The organism is Bradyrhizobium sp. USDA 4472, assembly GCF_054058595.1.
Genome location: NZ_JBSSAM010000001.1, coordinates 1450081 through 1471716 on the forward strand (window position 1 = coordinate 1450081; position 21636 = coordinate 1471716).

Sequence of the window (21636 nt, forward strand, 5' to 3'; positions counted from 1 at the left end):
CTCATTCGTCGAACTCGAACGTTCGCGGTTGGTCCTTTGCCAGGACCTTGCGCAGCCAAGGAGGTGGCGTACCCTTCAGCACCCCGTTGAGCTTTTCTAGCAACACCAGAATGCTTTCCGGTTTGCCCACTTTGATAGGATGGATTTTGTTAGCCACCACTCGCGCGGCCGCGGCACCACCAATGGCAGCGACATAGAGGATTGCGCAATCCTTGATTGCCTCGATCTTCGGCGTCAACTTATCATCGCTGCCGTCTTCCTTAAGATCACCCTCAAACTCTATCGCATTTAGGAACACATGGGCGTCGGGCGAGACATCGTAGATTGCGATATTCTTCGCCCAACCAAAATGAGCGTCGACGCGTCTCAGGTCCTGAGTGGCAAAAGCGACCTTCATGCAAATGACCTTTCAGTCGCCTCGGCGGAGCGGTGATGCGGCGAACGTTGCGGTAGTCCGGGGGGCGTCCGCCAGCTATGTGGCGTAGGCCTTTCGTTCTCCTCGCGATGCGCGATCACGAGATTGGCAATTTCGAAGATCAGATTCCGGGTACCACGATAGCCCACCGATACCTGATGCCCAGCGCCAACTCGATCGAACATCGGAAAGCCGGCACGGTGGAAGGGCACTTTCAGCCGGGCCGCCGCTTGCCTTCCATGCGAATGCGTGATCAGCAGGTCGCAATGCCTCTTTTTGGCAAGCCCTTCCAGATCTTCGAGGTCGCCAATGAGAACTTCCTTGGTCTTAATCCGCTCGATCACCTCCGACTGAGTGGTTGTCACGGCGACGGTCACCTGCGCGCCCATATCGTGCAGCATGCCGGACAAATCAAATAGAAGGTCTGGCTCAGCACCGATCGCGACTTTCCGACCACCAATGTGGAAGTGAGCGTCAAGCATAGCATCCGCGAGCTGACCGCGTTGACGTCGATACTTTTGGGGTATGGGGCGACCGCTAATCTCGCTCAAAAACGTCATGAATTCGTCGTTCGGACCGAGACCACACAGCCGCTCGAACACACGAAAAGGCACACCGGTCTTGGCCTGCATGACCTCAGCTGGCCGCAGCATCTGCGCGCCGACTGCAATCGTCCAGCCCGCGCGCCCCATGCTCGCGATTTCGTCGATGTCAATGCCGCCCAGGGTCGTTGACGTAAACTCATCGGGGATATGCCCGTCGAGCGATCCCGCAATGTTAGGGAGGAAGGAGGGGCACAATCCGAAATCCTCCATGATGACACGGAGTTCATCAAGGTCGCCGGGGGTCAGGTGACACCCCGGTAGAACATTGACCTTTGATGGATCCCGCAGGCCATGGGCGCTGGCCCCGGCCACCAGCATCTCCACCATGCGTGCGACCGCCTTCTCCCAGCCATCCTGGAACGCACCCTTGAAATCAGGCGTTGATACATATACGAGCCGCAACTTTGCAAGCTGCGGATACTTGCTCCGGATTAGTTTTAGGTAAGCATCTACATCGTCGCCGTTGGTCTCGGTGACACCGGTCGAACAGATTCCGATGACCTTCGGCTTGGTGCGGTTAGAGATATTCAGTATCGCCTGCTCGAGATTCTCGTAGCCGCCGAGGACGGTCGCCACCTCACTCATCGCGGTGGTCTGCAGGGGTATTGCTTCTTTGAAATGCCGAACAAACAACGTCAATCCAAAGGATGTGCACCCTTGGGAGCCGTGCAGAAGCGGCATCGCCCCGCGCAGCCCCATGAAGGCGTATGCGCCGCCGATCGGCTGGCTCATTTTGAGCGGGTTGACAGTGCAGGCTTTTGATGGCGGCAGGAGCAGGGCCATGACGATTCCCTACTCCGCAGCTTGTCGCATATCAGATGGCTCACACACCGACATGCCTTCGATGCGCCTCTGGCAGCAGCCACCGACCGCATTGGTATGCTCTCGGACCGCCGCGACGCTCCTCAAGCCGTGCGGGTAAATTGCATCCTCAATCGTAGCCAGACCAACGTTGTTACACTCACAGATCTTTCGCGTGCGGCGCGCCGCTTCGGCGTGCGCCGGATCGGGGGTGACCGCGACCATGCGAGATTGCATCTGCTCCCTCGCCTTGGCCAAAGCCTCCCATGGCGCTGGTCTGCGTACCTCCTCCCACATCGGACTGGAGAGCGACTTATCTATCTCCTGCACCAGCTTGACCATTCCGACGTAGCCCATATAGGCGTGGCAACGCTCCTGGTTGATATCAAGCCATGGCACCGCCGCCTTCAGCGCAACAAACTGCGATTTGCCACCCGATAGCATGATATCCGCTTTTGCGTCCTTCAACATCTTGTACATTTCGCGGGCGGTCATGTCTTCGATCATGTGGGCGTCCTGCCCCATCAGCTCCTTGATGCGCGCCTTGTCTTCTCGGGTCGATTTCTTGGTACTGGTTCCGACTAACTCCAGCCCGGATTCCTGGAGTGCGGCAACGACTGACCATGATTTGACACCGCCCGTGATCAGCAACGCCTTTTTGCCTTCGAACCGCCGCTTGTACGGCTCGATGGCAGCCCAGGCCCGCGCTTCCTCGCGCGCAATCACCGCTTCGGTGCGCCCGACCAGATCTGTCGGGGCGCCGCGTTCCACCAGCAAGCGGGCTAGCTGCCGTAACGCTTCACTTGAATCTTGAATACCGTAGAACGACCCCTCGAAGAATGGGATCGCGTATCGTTGCTCCATCTTGCGTGCCACGTTGATCATGGACTTTGAGCACACCAACATCGCTGCCCGCGCGCGATGAGATGAAGCGACTTCGTGATATTTGCCATCGCCAGAGATGCAGGAGAGGATCCGCACTCCAAGCTCGTCCAGCAACGGCTTCACTTGCCAGAGCTCTCCCGAAAGGTTGTATTCTCCGATCAGATTGATGTCATACGGTGTCACGTGGTCAGGCTCACGCGTTCCGATCACATAATCGAGTAAAGCCTCGCCCGCGAGCTTGTTACCGAGGTTCTTCGAGCCGACGAATCCAGGGGAATTGATTGGGATGACGGGCTTGGCAAATCTTTCAGATGCTGCCTTGCAAACTGCGTTGATGTCGTCGCCGATCATCGCGGGGATGCAGGTTTGATAGACAAAGATGGCGGGCGGATCCCACTTGTCGATGATCTCCTTGATCGCTTTGCAGAGCCGCTTCTCGCCGCCGAATACAATATCGGTTTCGGTCAAATCAGTTGTGAATGAGGTGCGCCATAGGTTCGAACCCGATGACGCCGCACCGCGATTATCCCAGGAATTACCTTCGCAGGCGATGGGACCATGCACCAAGTGAGCGACATCGGTGAACGGCTGTAGCGCAACCTTGGCGCCATCGAAGGCACAGCCGCCGGCAGCACTACCCGGGTGCAGCTGTTTGGTACAGCCGTTCCTGCGCTCAGCCTCCGACTTACTGCCATTCTTGGCGCAGCCCGGCTCATCGAACACATTCTGGACCGTGGCCGCTAGTGCAGTCATCCGGTATCCTCTCAGGGCAAACAATGAAAGCCGTCGCGTAGCATCGAACGTGCCATTGCGTTGGGCGATGGCACGCCCAACGCGCCTCAGCGAATGATGTCGAAACTGTAGTCCGTCTTGCCAAGAACGTTAGTGTTCTTGTCGATCTCGTCGAAGATCTTGTCCAGGATCTTCACCAGCACATTCAGGCCGCCTTGGTAGCCCCATACTGGGGAGCGGTGATGGTGATGCCGATCAAAAATCGGAAAGCCGATCCGAATCAGCGGTGTTCCGGTATCACGTTCCAGGTACTTCCCGTAGGTGTTGCCGATCAGAAAATCGACCGGCTCAGTGAACAAGAGTGAGCGCATATGCCAGAGATCTCGGCCCGGATAAGCTTGACAGCCCTGCCCAAATGGCGAGCTTCCAAACAGCGCTTGCATTTTCTCCTGCCACGCTTTGTTGCCGTTGGTGCACAGCACATGCCTCGGCTCGGCGCCGAGTTCGAGCAGAAACGCTGCCAGTCCATAGCAAAGATCCGGGTCGCCATAGATAGCGAACTTCTTGCCATGTACATGAGCGCTCGAGTCGGCAATGGCATCCACCAGGCGACCACGTTCTCGCTCGAGCTGCTCGGGAATTTCTCTGCCGCTGATGCGTGACAGCGCGACGATGAAGTCATCCGTTGCGGATAAGCCGACCGGGTAATTAAAGGATAGGACGTCCTGTCCATGCTCCGCCACGAAGGTTAGCGTTTTTTCCGTGCACCATTGCTGCATGGAGATCGTCGCCTTGGCGTGAATCGCGCTCGCGGCGTCCTCCAGAGTCGTGCCACCGTCATACATCCGGAATTCGCCATCTGTAGGAGTATCAAACACGTCGGAATTGTCGGCGAGAACCGTGTGCTGGATGCCCAGCAATTCTAAGATGCGCTTGATCTCGCGAAGGTTCCCGACGGTATAGCCATCGAACCCACCAATGATGTTGATCGCTCCATTAGGTTTGCGCTCCAGCTTCGGCGCTGTTCCCGCCTTACCATCCCAAAAATGTTCCAGAATGCCCTTGAGCGCGTTGTCATAGCCCGTGACGTGGCTGCCGACGAACGCCGGCGTGTGGGCGAACGGCACGTCGAAGTCCGCCGGAACCGAGCCTTTTTCTTTCGACGTCTTGATGAAGGCGTTAAGGTCATCGCCGATCACCTCGGCCATGCAGGTTGTGGAGACCGCAATCATCTTGGGCTTGTACATGTTGTAGCTGTTCGCGAGCCCATCGGTCATATTGTTCAGACCGCCGAATACGGCGGCGTCTTCCGTCATTGATGAAGAGACACAGGAGCTCGGCTCCTTGAAGTGCCGCGACAAATGACTGCGGTAATAGGCCACACAGCCTTGCGAGCCGTGGACGAAGGGCAACGTGCGCTCAAAGCCAACAGAAGCGAATACTGCGCCAAGGGGCTGGCACGCCTTGGCCGGATTGACAGTTAGCGCCTCCCGCGCGAAGTTCTTCTCGCGGTATTCGGCCGTTTTCGTCCATTCCTTTATACGTTCGACCTCGGCGGGATCGCGAGGATTCTCAAATATTTTCTTCTTCTCCAGCATTTGCTGGTATTCTGGACCGCGAAACAGTTCGACATGATCGAGCACGTGTTCGGCACTCTGCGCCATTGGTGAAATCCTTCACTATCGAGATTGGCATCGCCCGGGCTTTCCCACGGAGCGAAATGAATGGCTTTATTCTGCAGCCTGGAGCTCGGCGATCGGCGCTTTCTTCCAGGGAGCCTTCGTTTTTTTCCAAACCGGCGAGTTGATGGCCATGTCCATGTCGCGCGCAAAGATCGCAAACCCATCGTACCCGTGATATGGCCCCGAATAGTCCCACGAATGCATCTGCCGGAACGGCACACCCATCTTTTGGAAAACGTACTTTTCCTTGATGCCCGAGCCGACAAGATCGGGTTGGAGTTTTTCGACGAAGCGCTCGAACTCGTAGCCATTGACGTCGTCGTAAATGAGCGTGCTGTCCTTCACGTAATGCTGAGCTGTGCGCTGATAGTCGTCGTTGTGACCGAACTCGTATCCGGTGCCAATGACATTCATGCCGAGATCCTCGTATGCGCCAATCACGTGACGTGGACGGAGGCCACCGACGTACAGCATCACCGACTTGCCCTCCAGGCGCGGGCGAAATTTTGCGATCACCGCGTCCACTAGCGGCTGGTACTTCTCGATCACTCTCTCGGCACCCTCCTTGACCTTGTCGTCGAAATATCCGGCGATCCTGCGCAACGACTCCGCTATTTTTGAGGGTCCAAAGAAGTTGTACTCGCACCAAGGGATACCGAACTTTTCTTCCATGTGACGCGAGATGTAGTTCATGGAACGATAGCAATGCAGAATGTTGAGTTTTGCCTTAGGGGTTGCTTCGAGCTCTGCAAGTGAACCATCTCCGGACCACTGAGCAATTACCCGCAGGCCCATTTCCTCCAGCATAATTCGCGACGACCAGGCGTCACCACCGATGTTGTAGTCGCCAATGATCGCAACATCGTACGGCGTCGGCTCGAACTTCGGTTTTCCGTCGGACTCGATATGATCAAAAATCCAGTCGCGCACCGCATCGTTTGCAATGTGATGGCCTAATGATTGCGACACGCCCCGGAAACCCTCACAACGGACGGGAACGATGGTCTTGCCTCCATATTCCTTGGATTTCGCTCTTGAGACGGCCTCGATATCGTCACCGATCAGGCCGATCGGGCATTCCGATTGGATCGTTATGCCGTTGTTGAGGGGAAAGAGCTCCTGGATCTCATCAAGGACTTTGACAAGCTTTTTGTCGCCGCCGAATACAATATCTTTTTCCTGGAAGTCGGAGGTGAACTGCAAAGTCACGAAGCTATCGATGCCCGTCGTCCCAACGTAATAGTTGCGCCGGGACCCCCACGAATACTGGCCGCAGCCTACCGGGCCATGACTGATATGGACCATGTCCTTGATGGGTCCCCAGACCACCCCCTTTGAGCCTGCATAAGCGCATCCCCTAATCGTCATCACGCCAGGTATGGATTTAATGTTAGACTTCACGCCGCAATCGGCCTTGCCGGCCTGGTGAACGTTGAGGTGCTTGGCACGCCGTTTCGCGGTTTTTTCCGGATAGACCTTCAGCACCTCCTCGATCAGCTCCTTGTTGCGAGCCCTGATTTCTGCGGTGCTCCGGGTCGTGGCCAGACTCATCTGATGTCCTTCAAAGGTTAGCTGTTGCGAGGGAGGCTTCTTGATCCAAGACTTTTGCAACCAGCATGCCAGCGAGCCGCGAGCACCAAAAAGTCAAATAATCAAAATTGCTTAGTGCGCTTAGTCCCGTAACCGAGGTGTTGTTGCAAATCCGACATCACGCTTTGTCAGAGAACTCTCGCTTTGCCTTGTTCGAAATGGAAGAAGGCGCGTCGTGGGTCACTCTTCTTCGCGCTTGCCCGCGGCAGCAGCCTCATGCGACGAAAGGGGGAACTTGCCTGCAATGCGCGCTTACCAACCGAGGCTTGCCAAGCGTCTATCTCAGGTGCTGCGCACGCGACCTCATAGGTCCGATCACAGTGCAAGATGCGTAGGGCCACCAATCACGTGAGCAGTTTCCGCGTTGATAAGTGCACGCACGCTGATCATCAGGGAATCGCAGACCGTGAAGTTATCGCACGCCGACCGCCTTGCGGTGCGCGGTGACGAGGTCACGACAGGTGTTCAGCGACTTGCCGGCGGCGATGACCTTGGAGATGATGTGGCTCGACGTGATCTTGCCGAGATGGATCGTTTTGGTGCCCGAGTCGACCTGCTGGAAGCCGTTCGAGATCGCGATGGAGTAGAGCTCACCGCGGGAGTTATCGCCGCGCAGGATGCACGTAGATGAACGAGCCGTAGGACAACACCGCCGAGTTCAGCGTCGCGTAGAAATTATCTGAGGGCGGAACCGCCGAGCCGAGATATTTCTGCACCGGTTCGGATCGCCTCCGAGATCGGCATGAAAGGCACGCCGGCCTTCTTCAGCTCAACGGCCTATTCCGCTAGCCCCTCGGGGGCCTTGTCGGACTCGATCAGGGCCGCAAACCCATAACGATACCTATCGACGTCGATGCGCTTGACGCGCTCGACCATCGCTCGGTCAGCTACCATTGCCCGCTCCACTCGCGCAACGGCAGCTCCCCGCCAGCGAGGATTGCGAGAGCGGCTCCCGCAAGTCACTTCGAATATGGGGCTAGTGAGTGGAAAAGCAGGAGACCGATCGGAAAGCCGGCGTTTTGTCGAAAGCGCCTTCATCATGTGTCGTGCAGGAGATCCGCCCATCGGCTAGCCCACCTGTGCTGGCACGCAGGTATCTGGCACGGGGCAAACGACGGCGCATTGGGGCGCGTCAAAATGTCCCTCACACTGGGTACACTGGGACGGATTGATCACATATATGTCGTTCTTCAAGCTGATCGCAGCATTTGGACACTCGAACTCACACGCACCGCAGACGGTGCACTGGGATGCAATTATCTTGTAGGCCATCACTGCGGTTCCATAAGCAAAGGTGCGGGACAGTTTCTCGCTATCAAGTCTTGTGCCAGGCAGTTTACGCTTGAATCGTCCGAAGTCTTTTCGTTGCCGCAAGTCGCCGCGTGGACACGTGTCGCAAATCCTACAACGAAACACGACAGCTTGATCTTGATGCTGGGGTTTGCACATGATCGATGTCACGGCACCGCGGTCACGTGAACCATGCTAGCCTCACGGATACGATCTGAGACTGTTCCAAGGGGACCGTATCGCGACTACAATCGACGCATCAAGCCACATCAAAAAGTGGTCCGGGGAGGATCAGGTCTGCCCCGAGCGCATCGCGTCGGCTCCAGTCACCAGGACAGCTGCGACTTAGGCGACAGCATCACGCTGGTCATCGCAGGTCGGGACCGCGTCTCCAAAGCCCCTTCAGAATGGCCGCAGCGATTGCCTCAAGTAGAGTCGCGCCGGTCCTGGGCATCCCCTGGACCTAGGGATGCATTCTCAGTTGTCTGCAGGGGTCAGAACATTTGTCTTCATCTTGGTGGCAGGTGAGGCGAGCGCTAGTCTGGTGATCCTCTGCTTCGCTCCGCACTTCAAATATGCGGAGGTCATCGGATTGATGTAGCCGATTGATGCAGCCAAAAAAAAAGCCACCCCGAAAGGTGGCCTTAAGTCAGGGAGGAAACGCCCATGAGGGCCTCTGGGATCAGGCAGCAGCCTGTTCGATCGGTGAGAAGGGCAGCCCGAGACTCTCGGCCACCGCTTTGTAAGTTAGCCGGCCCCGATGGACGTTGAGGCCTGTGCGCAGATGTGGGTTCTCGAGTACGGCGGAAAACCCCTTGTTGGCCAGAGCCAAACCAAACGGCAGAGTCGCGTTATTCAGTGCCTGGCTCGACGTAAGCGGCACCGCTCCGGGCATATTGGCTACACAATAATGAATAACGCCATCTACTTCGTAAGTTGGTTCAGCGTGAGTGGTCGGGTGCGATGTCTCAAAGCAGCCGCCCTGATCGATAGCGACGTCCACGAGCACCGCCCTCTTGCGCATTGAGCGCAGCATGCTCCGGCTGACCAGCTTCGGCGCGCTCGCACCTGGAACGAGCACCGCACCAATCACCACATCCGCCGCAAATACCTCTTCCTCTATGGACTCGATGGTCGAAAACCTGGTGCGAACGCGCCCTTCGAATAGCTCGTCCAGCTCGCGTAGCCGGATTATCGACCGATCGATGATGGTGACTTCTGCGCCCAGGCCGACCGCCATGCGTGCCGCGTGAGTGCCAACCACGCCACCCCCGATCACTACGATTCGGGCAGGCTGAACACCGGGCACCCCACCGATCAGCAGCCCTCGTCCGCCTGTACTGCGTTTCAGTGCGCTACCCGCTGCTTCGATCGCAAGCCTACCCGCGACCTCGCTCATCGGCGCCAGCAGTGGAAGACCGCCATGCGCATCAGTTACGGTCTCATACGCGATCGCGGTGCATCCAGATTCCAAGAGGCCCCTAGCTTGATCAGGGTCGGGAGCCAGATGCAGATAAGTGAACAGAATGTGATCCTCACGAAGCTGAGCCCACTCCGACGGCTGAGGCTCCTTGACCTTTACGATCATCTCGCTCGATGCGAATACCTCAGCTGCCGAGGTCAGAACCGTCGCGCCAGCCTTGCGATAATCGTCATCGGTTGCACCAATGCCAACACCGGCATTGGTCTCGATCGCCACATGGTGGCCCGCTGCCACATACTCGCGGGCAGCTCCAGGGGTAAGACCCACGCGATATTCGTGCGTCTTGATTTCCTTCGGGACTCCGACCTTCATTTGAACACTCCCAGCCTGATGCGCCCTTCTTATCGGAAGTGCGCAGCGATATCGCGACGCACCCGGCCAAAATGACGCAGGAATTAAGCGATATTTGACACCCTTCGCAGGATTTCAAACCCGCGTGTGCCGAGCGGATCGTGCGACATATTGGCCGACCGTCAAAACTGCGCGATAGGGATACATCGGTGCGAATTTGCGGTCTCCGCTCCCAGAAGACCAACAACCAACTCCAGTCTTGACGAAGTTCCGCATCCACGGTCCCGTTGCCGCATCGAGTTGCCAGCACGCTTTATAGTGAATCAGCTTGCCGCCTCTGGCAATTGCGATCACCGCACCCGGCACGCGTTTGCTCGCGATCTCGCTAGCGCAGAACTCGTCTAGTTTGCCAAGGCGCTGCTGAGAAACGCCAACCTCATCGGCCGTCGCTCGGGCAGAGGCGCGGAGTGCATTGATTTGAGATCGATTCCAGCAGCGGCTGCGGCTACAACTAGCTTGTTCATTGCAAGCTCACAAGGATCGATGGGCCGGTTTGCAAGACCGCTGCTTGCTCAGATACGTCGGGCGGCAGATCTAAGACGATTAGGTAATCCTGCCGGCACTATGTCTGTTGAGCAGCGCCAAAGTGAAGATTATGGCCAAAGCGAACATCATCATACCACCCACAAGCACGCTTGCTTCGCGCCAGCGCGCCGCCTGGACGTAGTCTACGACGTAAGCCGACAGCACTTTGGTGCGCCCAGGAATATTGCCCCGATCATCATCACCACGCCAAATGTGCCGATCGTATGAGAAAAGCCAATTAGGGCGGCTTTGACAAACTCCAGTCGCGCCAGCGGCGCGCTCACGGCGCCGAAGGCATGCAACGGCGAAACGCGCCGGTTCGTTTCCAACGGGCAATCGTCCATCGCAACAAAGGCGTTGCGGATCGGCTGCACGACCAGCGGCAGCGCCGACAGGACCGATCCGACCACGATTCCTGCGAAAGTAAAGGAGAGCGTGCGCTCGCCTCAGAAAAAGGCGATAACGCCAGCCGGTCCGTGGGGGCCAAGCAAAACCACTACGCAAAAGCCGAGAGCCGTGGGCGGTAGCACTAGCGGTAAGACGATAACCGCGGCCACCGCCTCACTTGCGAGAGTCTTCGAACGCGCCAACCACCAAGCGAGGGGCACTCCAACCATGAGAAGGATCACGGTCGTTACGCTGGCGAGCTCGATCGTGAGCACAACAGATTGCGAAATCTTTGCCCAAACGACATCCACGTGCGTCAGCTCACAGGTGGGCGCAGGTCACCGTATCGAGACATCGATCGCTTGTACGCCGGTCTCACCTGGTGATGTGGCGCGAATCGCGATTTGCTCGCGCCGCAGGTCGTCGCCGCGGCCAAATTCACGCGCGCCTCGTCTAGGAGAAAGACCAACATCGCGAGCTTCATCGACAACCCCGGTGGCGGGTCCGCCTCGATTCATCTGACAGGTCGTTTCTCACTGTCATCAGCAATTCTTGTGCCGCTTACGAACCTTGAGGTCTCTATCCTCAAATGTGAGAGAAAGTCGGGTTCGTGCCAATGCCGCTTTGGAGCGGACCTAACGACGCTCTGTCAGGGTTCCGGCATCCTTTGTTCCTGAGCAGACAGCGACAGCCGCACAACGAAGCATCGGAATTTTTCTCCCGAAAAGATGTTACTAAGAATGGTAGACGGTTCGCGCCGCGCAGGAAGCCTGTGTATGGCGGCAACACAAAGGGTGCAGCTAAGAAACGCCGTAGGCTGCTTCTGCGACTTGGCAAAAGGGTGCGACGGCCCGCCAGTGAATGCCGCTTCTGACCGACTTGGCTGATGCGGATCGTCAGCGCAGCCTTGGCGCCCTCCTTGCAAGAACGAGCTTAGCCGCTAGCCACAACGCAGCTCATGCCAAGAATTTTTCGCGCAAGATAGTGCTTAAACCGGGCTTCCATACAGCAAATACAGAAATCCAAATTATCAATTTTACCGATGCTACGTATTGATGCATCGATCTCAGCACTCCGCACCTACGGCCGGGAAGTTACGCCGCTTGAGCCCGCTATGCTCCATTTTTGTGCTCGACCTTGGGAACGAGGTCATACCAGTGAGCCGGTGCCGCTGACGAAAGAAGAGTTGTCGGCCGCTAGTTGATCGGCCCAGTTCGGACATCTGGTGCAGATCTTGCTTACGGAAAATGGATAACGCAACTAAACGCCTGCCTTTAGATGGTCGCACCGGCTCCCGGAACTGCCTTCAATCGGACACGGCTAAAATGATGAGTCTCGTATGACGCTGTCGCCTCGCAGCGACTCGGCGTCTCAACGAGTATTTTCGGGAAGGAAGCGTCATGACTACCATGGCAGCTGCATCGCCTCTACGCGCGTCGCAAGTTTGGTATAAGATACTCTACGTGCAAGTGCTAATCGCAATCTTGATTGGCGCGGTGCTCGGCTGCCTCTTGCCGTCTGTCGCCACCAACGATTGGGTTAAGGCGCTCGGTGACGGGTTCATCAAGCTCATCAAGATGGTGATCGCGCCGATTATATTCTGCACCGTCGCATCTGGCATTGCCCATATTCAGGATGCAAAGAAAGTCGGGTCCGTCGGCGTCAAGGCGCTGTTCTATTTCGAGATTGTTTCCAGCTTTGCCTTACTGTTGGGCCTCGTTATGGGCAATCTGGTACGAATTGGCCATGGCCTTGCGGTCAAGCCAGATGCTGCGGCGGTCGCCAATTACGTCAAGCAGGCGGAAGCCTCGAAGAGCGTCGACTTTATTCTCAACATCATTCCCGATAGCGTGGTCGGCGCCTTCGCTCGCGGCGATGTTCTGCAAGTTCTCCTTTTCGCGATCCTTTTCGGATTCTCGCTGATGGCGCTGGGAAAGCGGGGAGAGCGTCTGCGCGGCATGATTGACGACGTCGCGCACGCGGCGTTCGGGGTGATCGCTATCATAATGAAAGCGGCTCCGATCGGTGCCTTCGGCGCCATGGCTTTCACAGTCGGTAAGTTCGGGCCCGGAGCACTCGGCAATCTCATCGGTCTGATCGCGCTATTCTACGTGACGGCCGCGCTATTCGTGTTGGTAGTGCTTGGTCTAATCGCCCGCCTCGTTGGCTTTTCGATATTCAAGTTCCTTGTCTATATCAAGGACGAGATTCTAATCGTGCTCGGCACTTCGTCCTCCGAAAGCGCGCTGCCGCAATTGATGGAGAAGCTCGAGCGGCTAGGCTGCTCTAAGCCGGTGGTCGGGCTGGTGGTGCCAACTGGCTACTCCTTCAACCTCGACGGCACCAATATCTATATGACACTTGCAACATTGTTCATTGCGCAGGCACTCGGCGTCGATCTCACGTTTGGCCAGCAGCTCACGATTTTGCTCGTAGCAATGCTAACGTCGAAGGGAGCCAGCGGCGTCACCGGCGCAGGGTTCATCACGCTCGCTGCGACATTGTCGGTGGTAAACCCAGCTCTGGTGCCCGGCATGGCGATCGTGTTTTCGATCGACAAGTTCATGAGCGAGGTGCGCGCCCTTACCAACATCATCGGCAATGGCATCGCGTGCGTGTTCGTATCCTGGTGGGAAGGCGAGCTCGATCACGCAACGCTGCAGTCTCGGCTCAACCAGCCTAACGTTTCCACCACTAGCGACTCGACAAGCACAACGAGGTAGGTTCCGGAACTTATCCGCCGCCCGTCCGACACGAACTTTATCCCGTGCGCTTCTGGCGTAGGGCCCTCGGTCAGCACCGCTGCCAGGCAGCTTATCCTAGAGGCAGGCGAGCAAAGAAGTAGAGGCTCCTTTCGCGGCTTCTCTTTCGCGGTCAGGGGCTACCGGCGGTGCAATGCTTGGGGAGCGTTTGGCGAACCAGATCAAGAGTGATTTCCGCATGCCGAACTGGGAATTTCTCCGCCGACGAATACTCTTAATAAGCGGCATTTCCTCATGCGCGCTGCCTCATTCAAGCCATGGCGGTGATCAGCTTGGATTAGATGGCACTCGACGGAGCAGTCGCGGGTCATATAAGGCTGCGCTGGCTTCGGCGTCGGCGCTCAATTCCAGCGACACCGGTTGGAGACGAGTCTTTTGCGACTACTCGTGATGGCCTGATCCGATAGGTAGCACTCACGTAACGCCGGCGTCTGTTTCGGCGCCTGAACTTGCAGTTCTTCGTAGAAGCGGCCTTGCCGGCGAGGTGAGTGGTTCGGCAGTACGCAGCGGGTGTAGAGGGTGCATCGGCCAAACGAGCGAGCGAGTGCGCCGAATGGCTACCGGAGGCGGCGCAAAGCAGACGTTTAAGCTTCGCCTGCAGCCCCGTCAGTGACACCCATCGGAAAGTTTAGGACAATTATACGTATGTTTATAATGCGTTTTTTCCCGGCGCGTGCTGAGTTCGGTCGGAGGTGACCAATCTCGCACACGCTAAACCCAAGCGTTGAAGATTGCCCCATTTTTGCCGAAAATGCTATAGCTCTCGCCGGAGAACAGGCCGGACGGTCTCAAAATGTTTGTCCAGATCAGCAGTCGTAAACGTTCAGCCCCGCAGTTCACCTTCGGCGGCATGACGCTCGCCGCCGTTACATTGATATGCGTATACCTTCAGGCGCATTTTGCCGCGGCGGCGTTCGCCTATATGTTAGTAGTATTGCTATTTTCGTTAATGGGCATCTTCATCGCGTCGTCCGCGCTTTGCGTCGCAGCGATCGCTGTTCTCGCGTACTACTTTGCGCCGCCGGCGTTCAGTCTGCGATTCGATGACCCCCACGATCTTCCAGTCGTCGTTGCATTTTTTATTGTCTCCGTTGCGGGAACGTACCTGATGGGCAAGCTCCGCCAGGAACGAGAGACTGCGCGTGGGGCCGCAGCCCAACTTCAGCGGAGTGCGGCGGATTTGGAGGATCGCGAAAAACTCTGGCGCGCGATCTTCGAGCACAACCCGGCCATGTACGTCATGGTCGATGAAGCCGGTACTATCCTCAACGTCAATACGCTCGGCGCGACACAACTCGGCTATACTCGTGCCGAACTGATCGGCCGATGTGTGCTGGACGTATTTCTCGAGGAGGATCGCGCGTTCGCTCGCGAATGCGTTCGCAGCTGCCTTGAGAATGTCGGACAAACGCGCACGTGGGATGCCCAGAAAGTCAGGAAGGACCGCTCGGTCTTGTGGGTACGTGAAAACGCCAAAGCCATGCTCTGGGCGGATCAGCGGCCCATTGTGCTTATCGCCTGCGAAGATATCACGGAGCGAAGGCGGACCGAACTTGCGCTACAGCGGAGCGAAGCACATTTGGCCCAGGCGCAGGAGTTGAGTCACACAGGTAGCTTCAGCTGGAACACAACTACGGGTGAGGCTTTCTGGTCAAAGGAAACATTTCGGATTTTCCAATTGGATCCTGAGACCGTGCAACCCGAGCCGCACCTCGTCGTTGAGCGCACTCATCCAGATGATAGGGCTTCGGTTAGAGAAATTATCGATCGCGCGATGCGAGACCAGAGCGATTTCGAGCACGAATACCGGCTTCTGCTACCGGACGGCTCGATTAAGCACATTCACGCGCAGGCACGTGCCACGCGAACCGCTTCTGGCGAGATTGAGTTTGTTGGCGCAGCCACCGACGTTACGGCAGCGAGGACAGCCGAACAGCAGTTGCGCCGCAGCGAGGCGTATCTGGCAGAGGCCCAGCATCTCACTCACACAGGAAGTTGGGCCTGGGATGTCCACGGTCTAGATTTCGTGTATCGCTCCGCCGAGGTCGATCGTCTGTTTGCCTTTAGCCCACAAGAGCCGGTATCGATCGAGACCATTCGATCACGCATCCATCCGGACGACCTGCCGCGGCTACAGGAGGTGCAGCGCCAAGCGATTGAACTTAAGGAGCGGCGGTTCGAATATGATTTCCGTATCCTTGTACCAGATGGCGGGATAAGACGCATACACTCCGTTGCGCACGTGGTGGTCGGCAGTGATGGTATGGTCCGCGAGTTGATCGGAACGCATATGGATGTGACCGAGCAACACGCAGCTAAGGAACGCCTGGAAAACACACTTGCCGCGTTGCGCGAAAGCGAACAGCGCTTTCGCGACTACGCCGAAACAGCTTCCGACTGGCTCTGGGAGACCGGGCCGGATCACCAGGTCACTCACGTGTCTGAGCACACCAGCGCTGCGGGAATTTTGGCCACAGGATTGACGGGCCTCTTTCGCTGGGACATCGCGTGCGACCTCGAAGAGGAACCCGAGAAGTGGCGGCAGCATCGGGCGACGTTGCAGGCGCACCAGCCATTTAGGGACCTCGTTTATCGTACGCAGAATCGGTTTGGATCTCCAATATATGTCCGCACGAGTGGCAAGCCGTTTTTCGATGGAAATGGTACTTTCCTTGGCTACCGTGGCGTGAGCACTGACATTACCGCTACCATTCGCGCCGATCAAGCCGAACAAGAACTACGGAAAGCGCAAGCGGAGCTTGCACATGTGACGCGAGTAACAGCGTTAGGAGAACTGACAACCTCGATCGCCCACGAAATAAACCAGCCTCTCGCCGCTATTATCAACAACTCCGAGGCGTGCCTCGGCTGGATGGGTCGCGAGGCTCCTGATCTTGCCGCCGCGCGTTCCTCCGTGGAATGGATCATCGAAGACGCAATTCGGGCAAGCGAGGTGATCCGTCGCGTTCGCGCGCTCGCGAAGAAAGGCGAAATTGAGATGGTGCCGCTCGATATTAATGAGGTAGTTAAGGACGTCATTGCGCTGGTAACACGAGAGCTGGTGAGCCACCGGGTGAGGTTGCGAACCGAGTTGACGGCCGCGTTGCCTATGATCCTCGGTGATCGAATTCAGCTACAACAGGTGATCATTAACCTGGTGATGAACGGAATCGAGGCGATGGACGCAGTTACAGACCGGCCGCGCGAACTTCTGATTCATTCATCCAAGGACGATCTGGGACACGTGCAGCTCGCTGTGGCCGATTGCGGCGTCGGCATAGCCGAGAAGGACGCGGACCACGTCCTGGATCCCTTCTTCACTACCAAGTCGACCGGCCTTGGAATGGGCCTTTCGATCTGCCGTTCGATCGTGGAAGCTCATGGAGGACGGCTGTCAATGGTCCCCAAAAATGGACCGGGCGCGACCTTCCAGTTCACCCTGCCGCTGCATAAGGAGGCCGTGTTGTGACAGAACGATTTGATTCGCCAGGTGAAGGCAGCAATGCCGAGGCCTCGACGAAGGCGATCGTCTTTGTCGTTGAGGATGACATCTCCGTGCGCCGTTCGCTTACGAACCTTTTTAAACAGGTGGGGTTGGAGGTCATCGCGTTCGGATCGGCCCGGGAGATGCTGCAGACCCAAATTCCGGACGTCACCAGCTGTCTAGTTCTTGATGTTCGACTGCCAGGCCTGAGCGGCCTTGACTACCAGACCGAGCTGGCCAGGTTGAACATACACATCCCGATCATTTTCATTACCGGCCATGGCGACATTCCCATGACTGTCAGGGCCATGAAGGGAGGTGCCGTCGATTTTCTCAGCAAGCCATTCCGCGATCAGGAGCTGCTTGATGCCGTCGTTGCGGCGACTGAACGCGATCGCAAGAGACGGGAAGCTCAGCGAGCCGTCGCGAACCTGCAGTCGCTATTTGAGACCCTAAGCCCCCGAGAGCAGGCAGTGATGAGACTTGTCGCAGGCGGCCTGATGAACAAACAGATAGCCGCCGAACTCGGGCTCGCGGAGATTACCGTCAAAATCTATCGCGGACACGTCATGAAAAAAATGCGTGCCCGCTCGCTGGCCGACTTGATCAGGATGAGCGAGACGCTGGGAATTAGTTCCAATCGTCCTGAACAAACCCAAGTATGATTTTACAAGTCTATCACTTAAGCCCACTTTTCGCCGAAAGTGGCTAGCGCTTCGATAGCCGCTGTACTGCGTTGGGAGGGCTCATCTTGTCCACGCCTTTGATTTCTGTCGTCGACGACGACGCCTCGGTCCGTGCGGCGACAGAAAACCTTTTGAAATCGCGTGGCTACGACGTGCAAATATTTTCGTCCGCCGAGGCACTCCTGCTGTCGCCGCAGTTGGCCGAGACATCCTGTGTCATTACCGATGTGCAGATGTCAGCGATGAGCGGGCTGGATCTTTTGGCAGAGGTGCGGACGCGTGGTTACGACGCACCGTTCATCTTCATTACAGCTTTCCCCGACGAGCGCGTGCGCGCCTCGGCTATGGACGCGGGAGCGATGGGATTTCTCGCCAAACCGCTTGGCGGAAAAGAGCTACTCAAGTGTCTGGACAACGCGCTGAAGGCATATGGCGATCGAGGCGGCATCTGATTCCACCCCCAGGCTTGAGTTCATGTCTGATCCAAAACACATCGGAACGAAGATCCCCACTACCGAGCATCGTTTCGCACGGAACTGCAACTCGCTCTGAATACTTCCAGTTAGCAGCGATTTGGCCACGCGCAGTCCCCTTCAGGTCCGCGCTCGCGTTGACGCGCAGCAGTTCCCGCCAGTGAGCAACAGCCACTCATGTCCGCCGACGGATGTAGCGACCTAATTTGAAATGAGGCTATCAGCACAAAGCGAGCCGGCCGAGCGTTTAGATATCAGACCAATCGGGCTGACAGCCGCATTGGTTGATGTGGCCAGCTACGAGCAATTTCCCGGATTAGAAACTAGTTGAATTCTATCACCCAACCGAGGTAACGAAACGCAAGCCCGAGCGGGTCGACCGAGACTTCTAGGCCTGGACAAAAACATTTCAGCCTCATTCCACAGTGACCGATTTCGCGAGATTTCGCGGCTGATCCACGTCCGCGCCCATTGCGACAGCGGTATGGTAAGCTAAGAGCTGGACCGGAATAGCATAGACCATCGGCGTAAAGCTTGCGGCCATTGTCGGCAGCACGATGGTGCCGAGTGTATCCACCGTCGCTTCCGAAGCCCCCTTCGCATCGGTGATCAGGACTATCTTGCCGCCCCGAGCGGCCACTTCTTGCATGTTCGAGACGGTTTTGTCGAAGACGCGGTCGTAAGGCGCGATCACGACTACCGGAATAGCCTCATCGATCAGCGCGATTGGCCCGTGCTTGAGTTCCCCGGCGGCGTAGCCTTGCGAGGGAATATAGGAAATTTCCTTTAGCTTAAGCGCGCCCTCAAACGCCAGAGGCGCCGATGCGCCACGACCGAGATAGATTGCGGCCCTCGCGCCGGCCATATAACGCGCGAGCTTTTCAATCTGAGGCTCGGCCAACAGGGCCGCAGCAATCAAACGCGGCACTTCAACGAGCTCTCGCACGAGGTTCGCTTCATCGATCCTTGACAGCTTGCCTCGCTCTCTACCTGCTGTGACAGCAAGCACCGCCAATACCATCAGCTGGCAAATGAATGCCTTGGTGGACGCGACGCCGATTTCCGGTCCAGCCAGCGTCGGGAGAACGGATTCGCTCTCGCGTGCGATTGTCGATGTCGCAACATTAACTACAGATATCGTGTGTAAGCCCTGGTCCTTGGCGTATCGCAACGCAGCTAGCGTGTCGGCGGTCTCACCCGACTGCGAGATGACAATCGCGAGATCGCCAGGACGCAAAGGCGCTTCCCGGTACCGGAACTCAGAGGCTACATCGATCTCGACAGATAGACGCGCCAGCCGCTCAAACCAATATTTGGCGATGTGGCCAGCGTAACTTGCCGTGCCGCACGCAACAATTGAGATACGCTGAATGGAATTGAAGTCGAACGGCAATGTCAGCGGAATGGCGACGCGCTTGGCTGCGCTATCCAGATAATGGCTCAAAGTCTTGCCGGCTACTGCCGGCTGCTCGTGAATTTCCTTAGCCATGAAGTGGCGATAATTCGCCCTATCCGCAAGGAGAGACGATACAACGGACTTTGAGGTTTCCCGCTGGACGACAGAGCCGTGTGCGCCATAGATCACGCAAGTCGTGCGCGTAAGCACGGCACAGTCACCGTCTTCAAGATAGGTAATCGTCTCGGTCAAAGGCGCGAGCGCGATCGCGTCGGATCCTAGATACACTTCACCGCTGCCATGTCCGATCGCAAGGGGCGAGCCTTTGCACGCACCGATCAAAAGATCGTCGTGACCGTTGAAGAGGAATGCTAAGGCGAAGGCACCGCGCAGCCGCGGCAGCGACGCCTGTACCGCATCCTGAGGCGAGTAGCCATTCTTGAGATACGACTCGACCAAATGCGGCACCACCTCGGTGTCCGTCTCTGATTTGAAGTCAGCTCCATTCCGCTCTAACTCGGCTCGGAGCTCGCGGAAATTCTCAATGATCCCGTTATGAACGACTGCTACACTTTCCGTCGCATGCGGATGAGCGTTGCTCTCCGTCGGCTTTCCATGAGTCGCCCAGCGGGTGTGGCCGATGCCGCTTTGACCCGCCGGAGTGCTATGGCGCAGCTGCTCCTCAAGGTTTCTCAGCTTGCCTTCAGCGCGGCGGCGCTCGACACGCAGACTTTCGAGAGTCGCGACACCCGCTGAGTCGTAGCCACGATATTCCAATCGCTTGAGCGCCGCGACCAACTTCCCAACGACCGGACCGCGGCCCAAAATACCAATAATTCCACACATATCAATCCATGCAGCCCAACTTCAACGAGTCCGGCGTTCGCGCTATGGCAGCCCCGTGGCACAATTCGCTTGCCAGAAGGCGACGGGTTTCAAGTTCGGGATGTTCGGCGGCCGCTTCGTTGGCCTGATTTAACTCTGTCTCACCAATCATCGTTCATCCAAATTCATTCCACCTTTTAGCTCGCGATCGAGCAGAAACTGCAACGGTGCCGCCCACAGCGTGACCTCCTCGACGAGAGGCAAACGTTTTGGTGGGCCTGCATAGGGACATGCAGCTCCGCGCAAACAGACTCGCTCGGTAGCACCGATGGCTGTCGTCGTTTCAAGCCGCAGTGAAGATGTCGACCAAATAGTCTGGCTCCATAATCGAGGATATTCGAACAGATCGCCCTTCACGATTAGTCATCTCGCCACCCCCGCTTTAAGTTTCCAAAACGAACGCAGCAATACTGGCCCTACCGAACGACGCTGGTGCGGCAGCGACTGAGTCGGTGCGTCTTACGGATAGACTCTTAGAGGAGGCTCGTTTCGTCTCGGCTTCTCTCTTTCAGATATAAAACGAAAGTTGGCCAAGTCCTCCACATGGTCTGGCGGTGATACAGCTGCGCAGCGGTGTTCGAGCTTCAATTGTCCAGTCTTCCTGGAAAGGCTGCTCCGGCGCGCGTTTAAGAGACTTGTCATGCTTGGACTGAGACAACTTGCGTTCGGTCAAGTTAGAGGATCGGGGCCCAAGCTCCATTGTACGAACGTAAACTTTAGATATCGAAAGGTTCCGCGGTCTATACCAACGTTTGTCAGCCCTTATCTCACTGTTTTCCGCCGGCCGTCCATTGCCTGCCGCAATTTGCCTAGGACGTGCGATTTGTCGACCGTCAAGACTGCTCTTCTATTCAAAGCCTGCACCCTCGCTCTTCCGCGTCATCATGAGACTGCCAGAATGCATACAGACGCAAGAGGAGAAAGCAGCAGACAGTTGGCACTCTCATTGGAAATATCGGCAGGCGGCAAGCGCGCCTGGTGGACGTACGGCGATTACAATTTTCTTTCGCCTGCTCAGGATCATGGCCGTTGCGACGTGGCTGGCGTTCATTTTTTAGATCAATGTGTTGGCATCAATCGCTCCACCTCTAAATCAATGTATATGGTGTGTATTCCTTCGTGGCGTGTATGACTTGAGGCTAACGAAGGCCTCCTTTATTTGAGCTTGGAGCGCACGTGCGCGTCTAGATTCTTCCGGAAGCGG

Annotated in this window: 15 protein-coding genes and 2 pseudogenes; 6 read left to right on the forward strand and 11 right to left on the reverse strand. The window is 56.9% G+C overall.

What is annotated here, in order from left to right; translation table 11 throughout:
- Nucleotide 1 precedes the first annotated feature (1 nt).
- From nifX to ACVWZ4_RS06510, 9 genes and pseudogenes are all read right to left on the reverse strand, one after another.
- Complete coding sequence (gene nifX, locus ACVWZ4_RS06470; RefSeq protein ID WP_456701436.1) at nucleotides 2–397, reverse strand: nitrogen fixation protein NifX; 396 nt, start codon at nucleotides 395–397, stop codon at nucleotides 2–4.
- A complete protein-coding gene (nifN, locus tag ACVWZ4_RS06475; RefSeq protein WP_456701435.1) occupies nucleotides 394–1803 on the reverse strand; it encodes a nitrogenase iron-molybdenum cofactor biosynthesis protein NifN in 1410 nt (469 codons plus the stop codon). Before nifN ends, nifX begins: the two co-directional genes overlap by 4 nt.
- Nucleotides 1804–1812: 9 nt before the next feature.
- Entirely contained in the window at nucleotides 1813–3459 is a 1647-nt protein-coding gene (gene nifE, locus ACVWZ4_RS06480; RefSeq protein ID WP_456701434.1) for a nitrogenase iron-molybdenum cofactor biosynthesis protein NifE, read from the reverse strand.
- Between the two features lie 86 nt (nucleotides 3460–3545).
- The gene (gene nifK, locus ACVWZ4_RS06485; RefSeq protein ID WP_456701433.1) at nucleotides 3546–5102 is read right to left on the reverse strand and encodes a nitrogenase molybdenum-iron protein subunit beta; all 1557 of its coding nucleotides are present in this window, start codon (nucleotides 5100–5102) and stop codon (nucleotides 3546–3548) included.
- A gap of 66 nt (nucleotides 5103–5168) precedes the next feature.
- Nucleotides 5169–6671 carry a nitrogenase molybdenum-iron protein alpha chain gene (gene nifD, locus ACVWZ4_RS06490; protein ID WP_456701432.1) on the reverse strand — a complete coding sequence of 501 codons (1503 nt, stop codon included), beginning with the start codon at nucleotides 6669–6671 and terminating at the stop codon, nucleotides 5169–5171.
- Nucleotides 6672–7094: 423 nt separating this feature from the next.
- A pseudogene (locus tag ACVWZ4_RS06495) lies at nucleotides 7095–7335 on the reverse strand (SufD family Fe-S cluster assembly protein); the annotation flags it as partial.
- Between the two features lie 443 nt (nucleotides 7336–7778).
- The gene (locus tag ACVWZ4_RS06500) at nucleotides 7779–7982 is read right to left on the reverse strand and encodes a 4Fe-4S binding protein (protein WP_456701431.1); all 204 of its coding nucleotides are present in this window, start codon (nucleotides 7980–7982) and stop codon (nucleotides 7779–7781) included.
- Nucleotides 7983–8682: 700 nt separating this feature from the next.
- On the reverse strand, nucleotides 8683–9795 hold the full coding sequence (ald, locus tag ACVWZ4_RS06505) for an alanine dehydrogenase (protein WP_456701430.1): 1113 nt from the start codon (nucleotides 9793–9795) through the stop codon (nucleotides 8683–8685).
- 582 nt (nucleotides 9796–10377) lie between these two features.
- Nucleotides 10378–11057 (reverse strand): annotated as a pseudogene (locus tag ACVWZ4_RS06510) (molybdate ABC transporter permease subunit).
- 550 nt (nucleotides 11058–11607) lie between these two features.
- Here ACVWZ4_RS06510 and ACVWZ4_RS06515 point away from each other — a divergent pair.
- The 5 genes from ACVWZ4_RS06515 (at nucleotide 11608) to ACVWZ4_RS06535 (ending at nucleotide 18130) form a co-directional block, all read left to right on the forward strand.
- Nucleotides 11608–11802 (forward strand): hypothetical protein, encoded by a 195-nt coding sequence (locus ACVWZ4_RS06515; RefSeq protein WP_456701429.1) that lies wholly within the window; start codon nucleotides 11608–11610, stop codon nucleotides 11800–11802.
- 344 nt (nucleotides 11803–12146) lie between these two features.
- Nucleotides 12147–13469 (forward strand): C4-dicarboxylate transporter DctA, encoded by a 1323-nt coding sequence (gene dctA / locus ACVWZ4_RS06520; protein ID WP_456701428.1) that lies wholly within the window; start codon nucleotides 12147–12149, stop codon nucleotides 13467–13469.
- Between the two features lie 832 nt (nucleotides 13470–14301).
- Nucleotides 14302–16977: a PAS domain S-box protein gene (locus tag ACVWZ4_RS06525; protein WP_456701427.1), complete on the forward strand. Its 2676-nt coding sequence runs from the start codon at nucleotides 14302–14304 to the stop codon at nucleotides 16975–16977.
- Complete coding sequence (locus ACVWZ4_RS06530; protein ID WP_456701426.1) at nucleotides 16974–17657, forward strand: response regulator transcription factor; 684 nt, start codon at nucleotides 16974–16976, stop codon at nucleotides 17655–17657. Before ACVWZ4_RS06525 ends, ACVWZ4_RS06530 begins: the two co-directional genes overlap by 4 nt.
- 86 nt (nucleotides 17658–17743) lie before the next feature.
- Nucleotides 17744–18130 carry a response regulator transcription factor gene (locus ACVWZ4_RS06535; RefSeq protein ID WP_456701425.1) on the forward strand — a complete coding sequence of 129 codons (387 nt, stop codon included), beginning with the start codon at nucleotides 17744–17746 and terminating at the stop codon, nucleotides 18128–18130.
- A gap of 436 nt (nucleotides 18131–18566) precedes the next feature.
- On the opposite strand, the gene glmS is transcribed toward ACVWZ4_RS06535, so the two are convergent.
- The gene (gene glmS, locus ACVWZ4_RS06540) at nucleotides 18567–20393 is read right to left on the reverse strand and encodes a glutamine--fructose-6-phosphate transaminase (isomerizing) (RefSeq protein WP_456701424.1); all 1827 of its coding nucleotides are present in this window, start codon (nucleotides 20391–20393) and stop codon (nucleotides 18567–18569) included.
- A gap of 147 nt (nucleotides 20394–20540) precedes the next feature.
- Nucleotides 20541–20789, reverse strand: a complete 249-nt coding sequence (locus tag ACVWZ4_RS06545; protein ID WP_456701423.1) for a hypothetical protein — start codon at nucleotides 20787–20789, stop codon at nucleotides 20541–20543.
- A 466-nt stretch (nucleotides 20790–21255) separates the two neighbouring features.
- Between ACVWZ4_RS06545 and ACVWZ4_RS06550 the strand changes: the two genes are divergently transcribed.
- The gene (locus ACVWZ4_RS06550; protein ID WP_456701422.1) at nucleotides 21256–21564 is read left to right on the forward strand and encodes a hypothetical protein; all 309 of its coding nucleotides are present in this window, start codon (nucleotides 21256–21258) and stop codon (nucleotides 21562–21564) included.
- Nucleotides 21565–21636: the final 72 nt, after the last annotated feature.

Coding starts and splice junctions, on each gene's coding strand:
- ACVWZ4_RS06515 (WP_456701429.1), top strand. CDS start 11,608: ATGCCGCTTCTGACCGACTTGGCTGATGCGGATCGTCAGCGCAGCCTT.
- nifX (WP_456701436.1), bottom strand. CDS start 397: ATGAAGGTCGCTTTTGCCACTCAGGACCTGAGACGCGTCGACGCTCAT.
- ACVWZ4_RS06525 (WP_456701427.1), top strand. CDS start 14,302: ATGTTTGTCCAGATCAGCAGTCGTAAACGTTCAGCCCCGCAGTTCACC.
- ald (WP_456701430.1), bottom strand. CDS start 9,795: ATGAAGGTCGGAGTCCCGAAGGAAATCAAGACGCACGAATATCGCGTG.
- dctA (WP_456701428.1), top strand. CDS start 12,147: ATGACTACCATGGCAGCTGCATCGCCTCTACGCGCGTCGCAAGTTTGG.
- nifD (WP_456701432.1), bottom strand. CDS start 6,671: ATGAGTCTGGCCACGACCCGGAGCACCGCAGAAATCAGGGCTCGCAAC.
- glmS (WP_456701424.1), bottom strand. CDS start 20,393: ATGTGTGGAATTATTGGTATTTTGGGCCGCGGTCCGGTCGTTGGGAAG.
- nifE (WP_456701434.1), bottom strand. CDS start 3,459: ATGACTGCACTAGCGGCCACGGTCCAGAATGTGTTCGATGAGCCGGGC.
- nifK (WP_456701433.1), bottom strand. CDS start 5,102: ATGGCGCAGAGTGCCGAACACGTGCTCGATCATGTCGAACTGTTTCGC.
- ACVWZ4_RS06500 (WP_456701431.1), bottom strand. CDS start 7,982: ATGGCCTACAAGATAATTGCATCCCAGTGCACCGTCTGCGGTGCGTGT.
- nifN (WP_456701435.1), bottom strand. CDS start 1,803: ATGGCCCTGCTCCTGCCGCCATCAAAAGCCTGCACTGTCAACCCGCTC.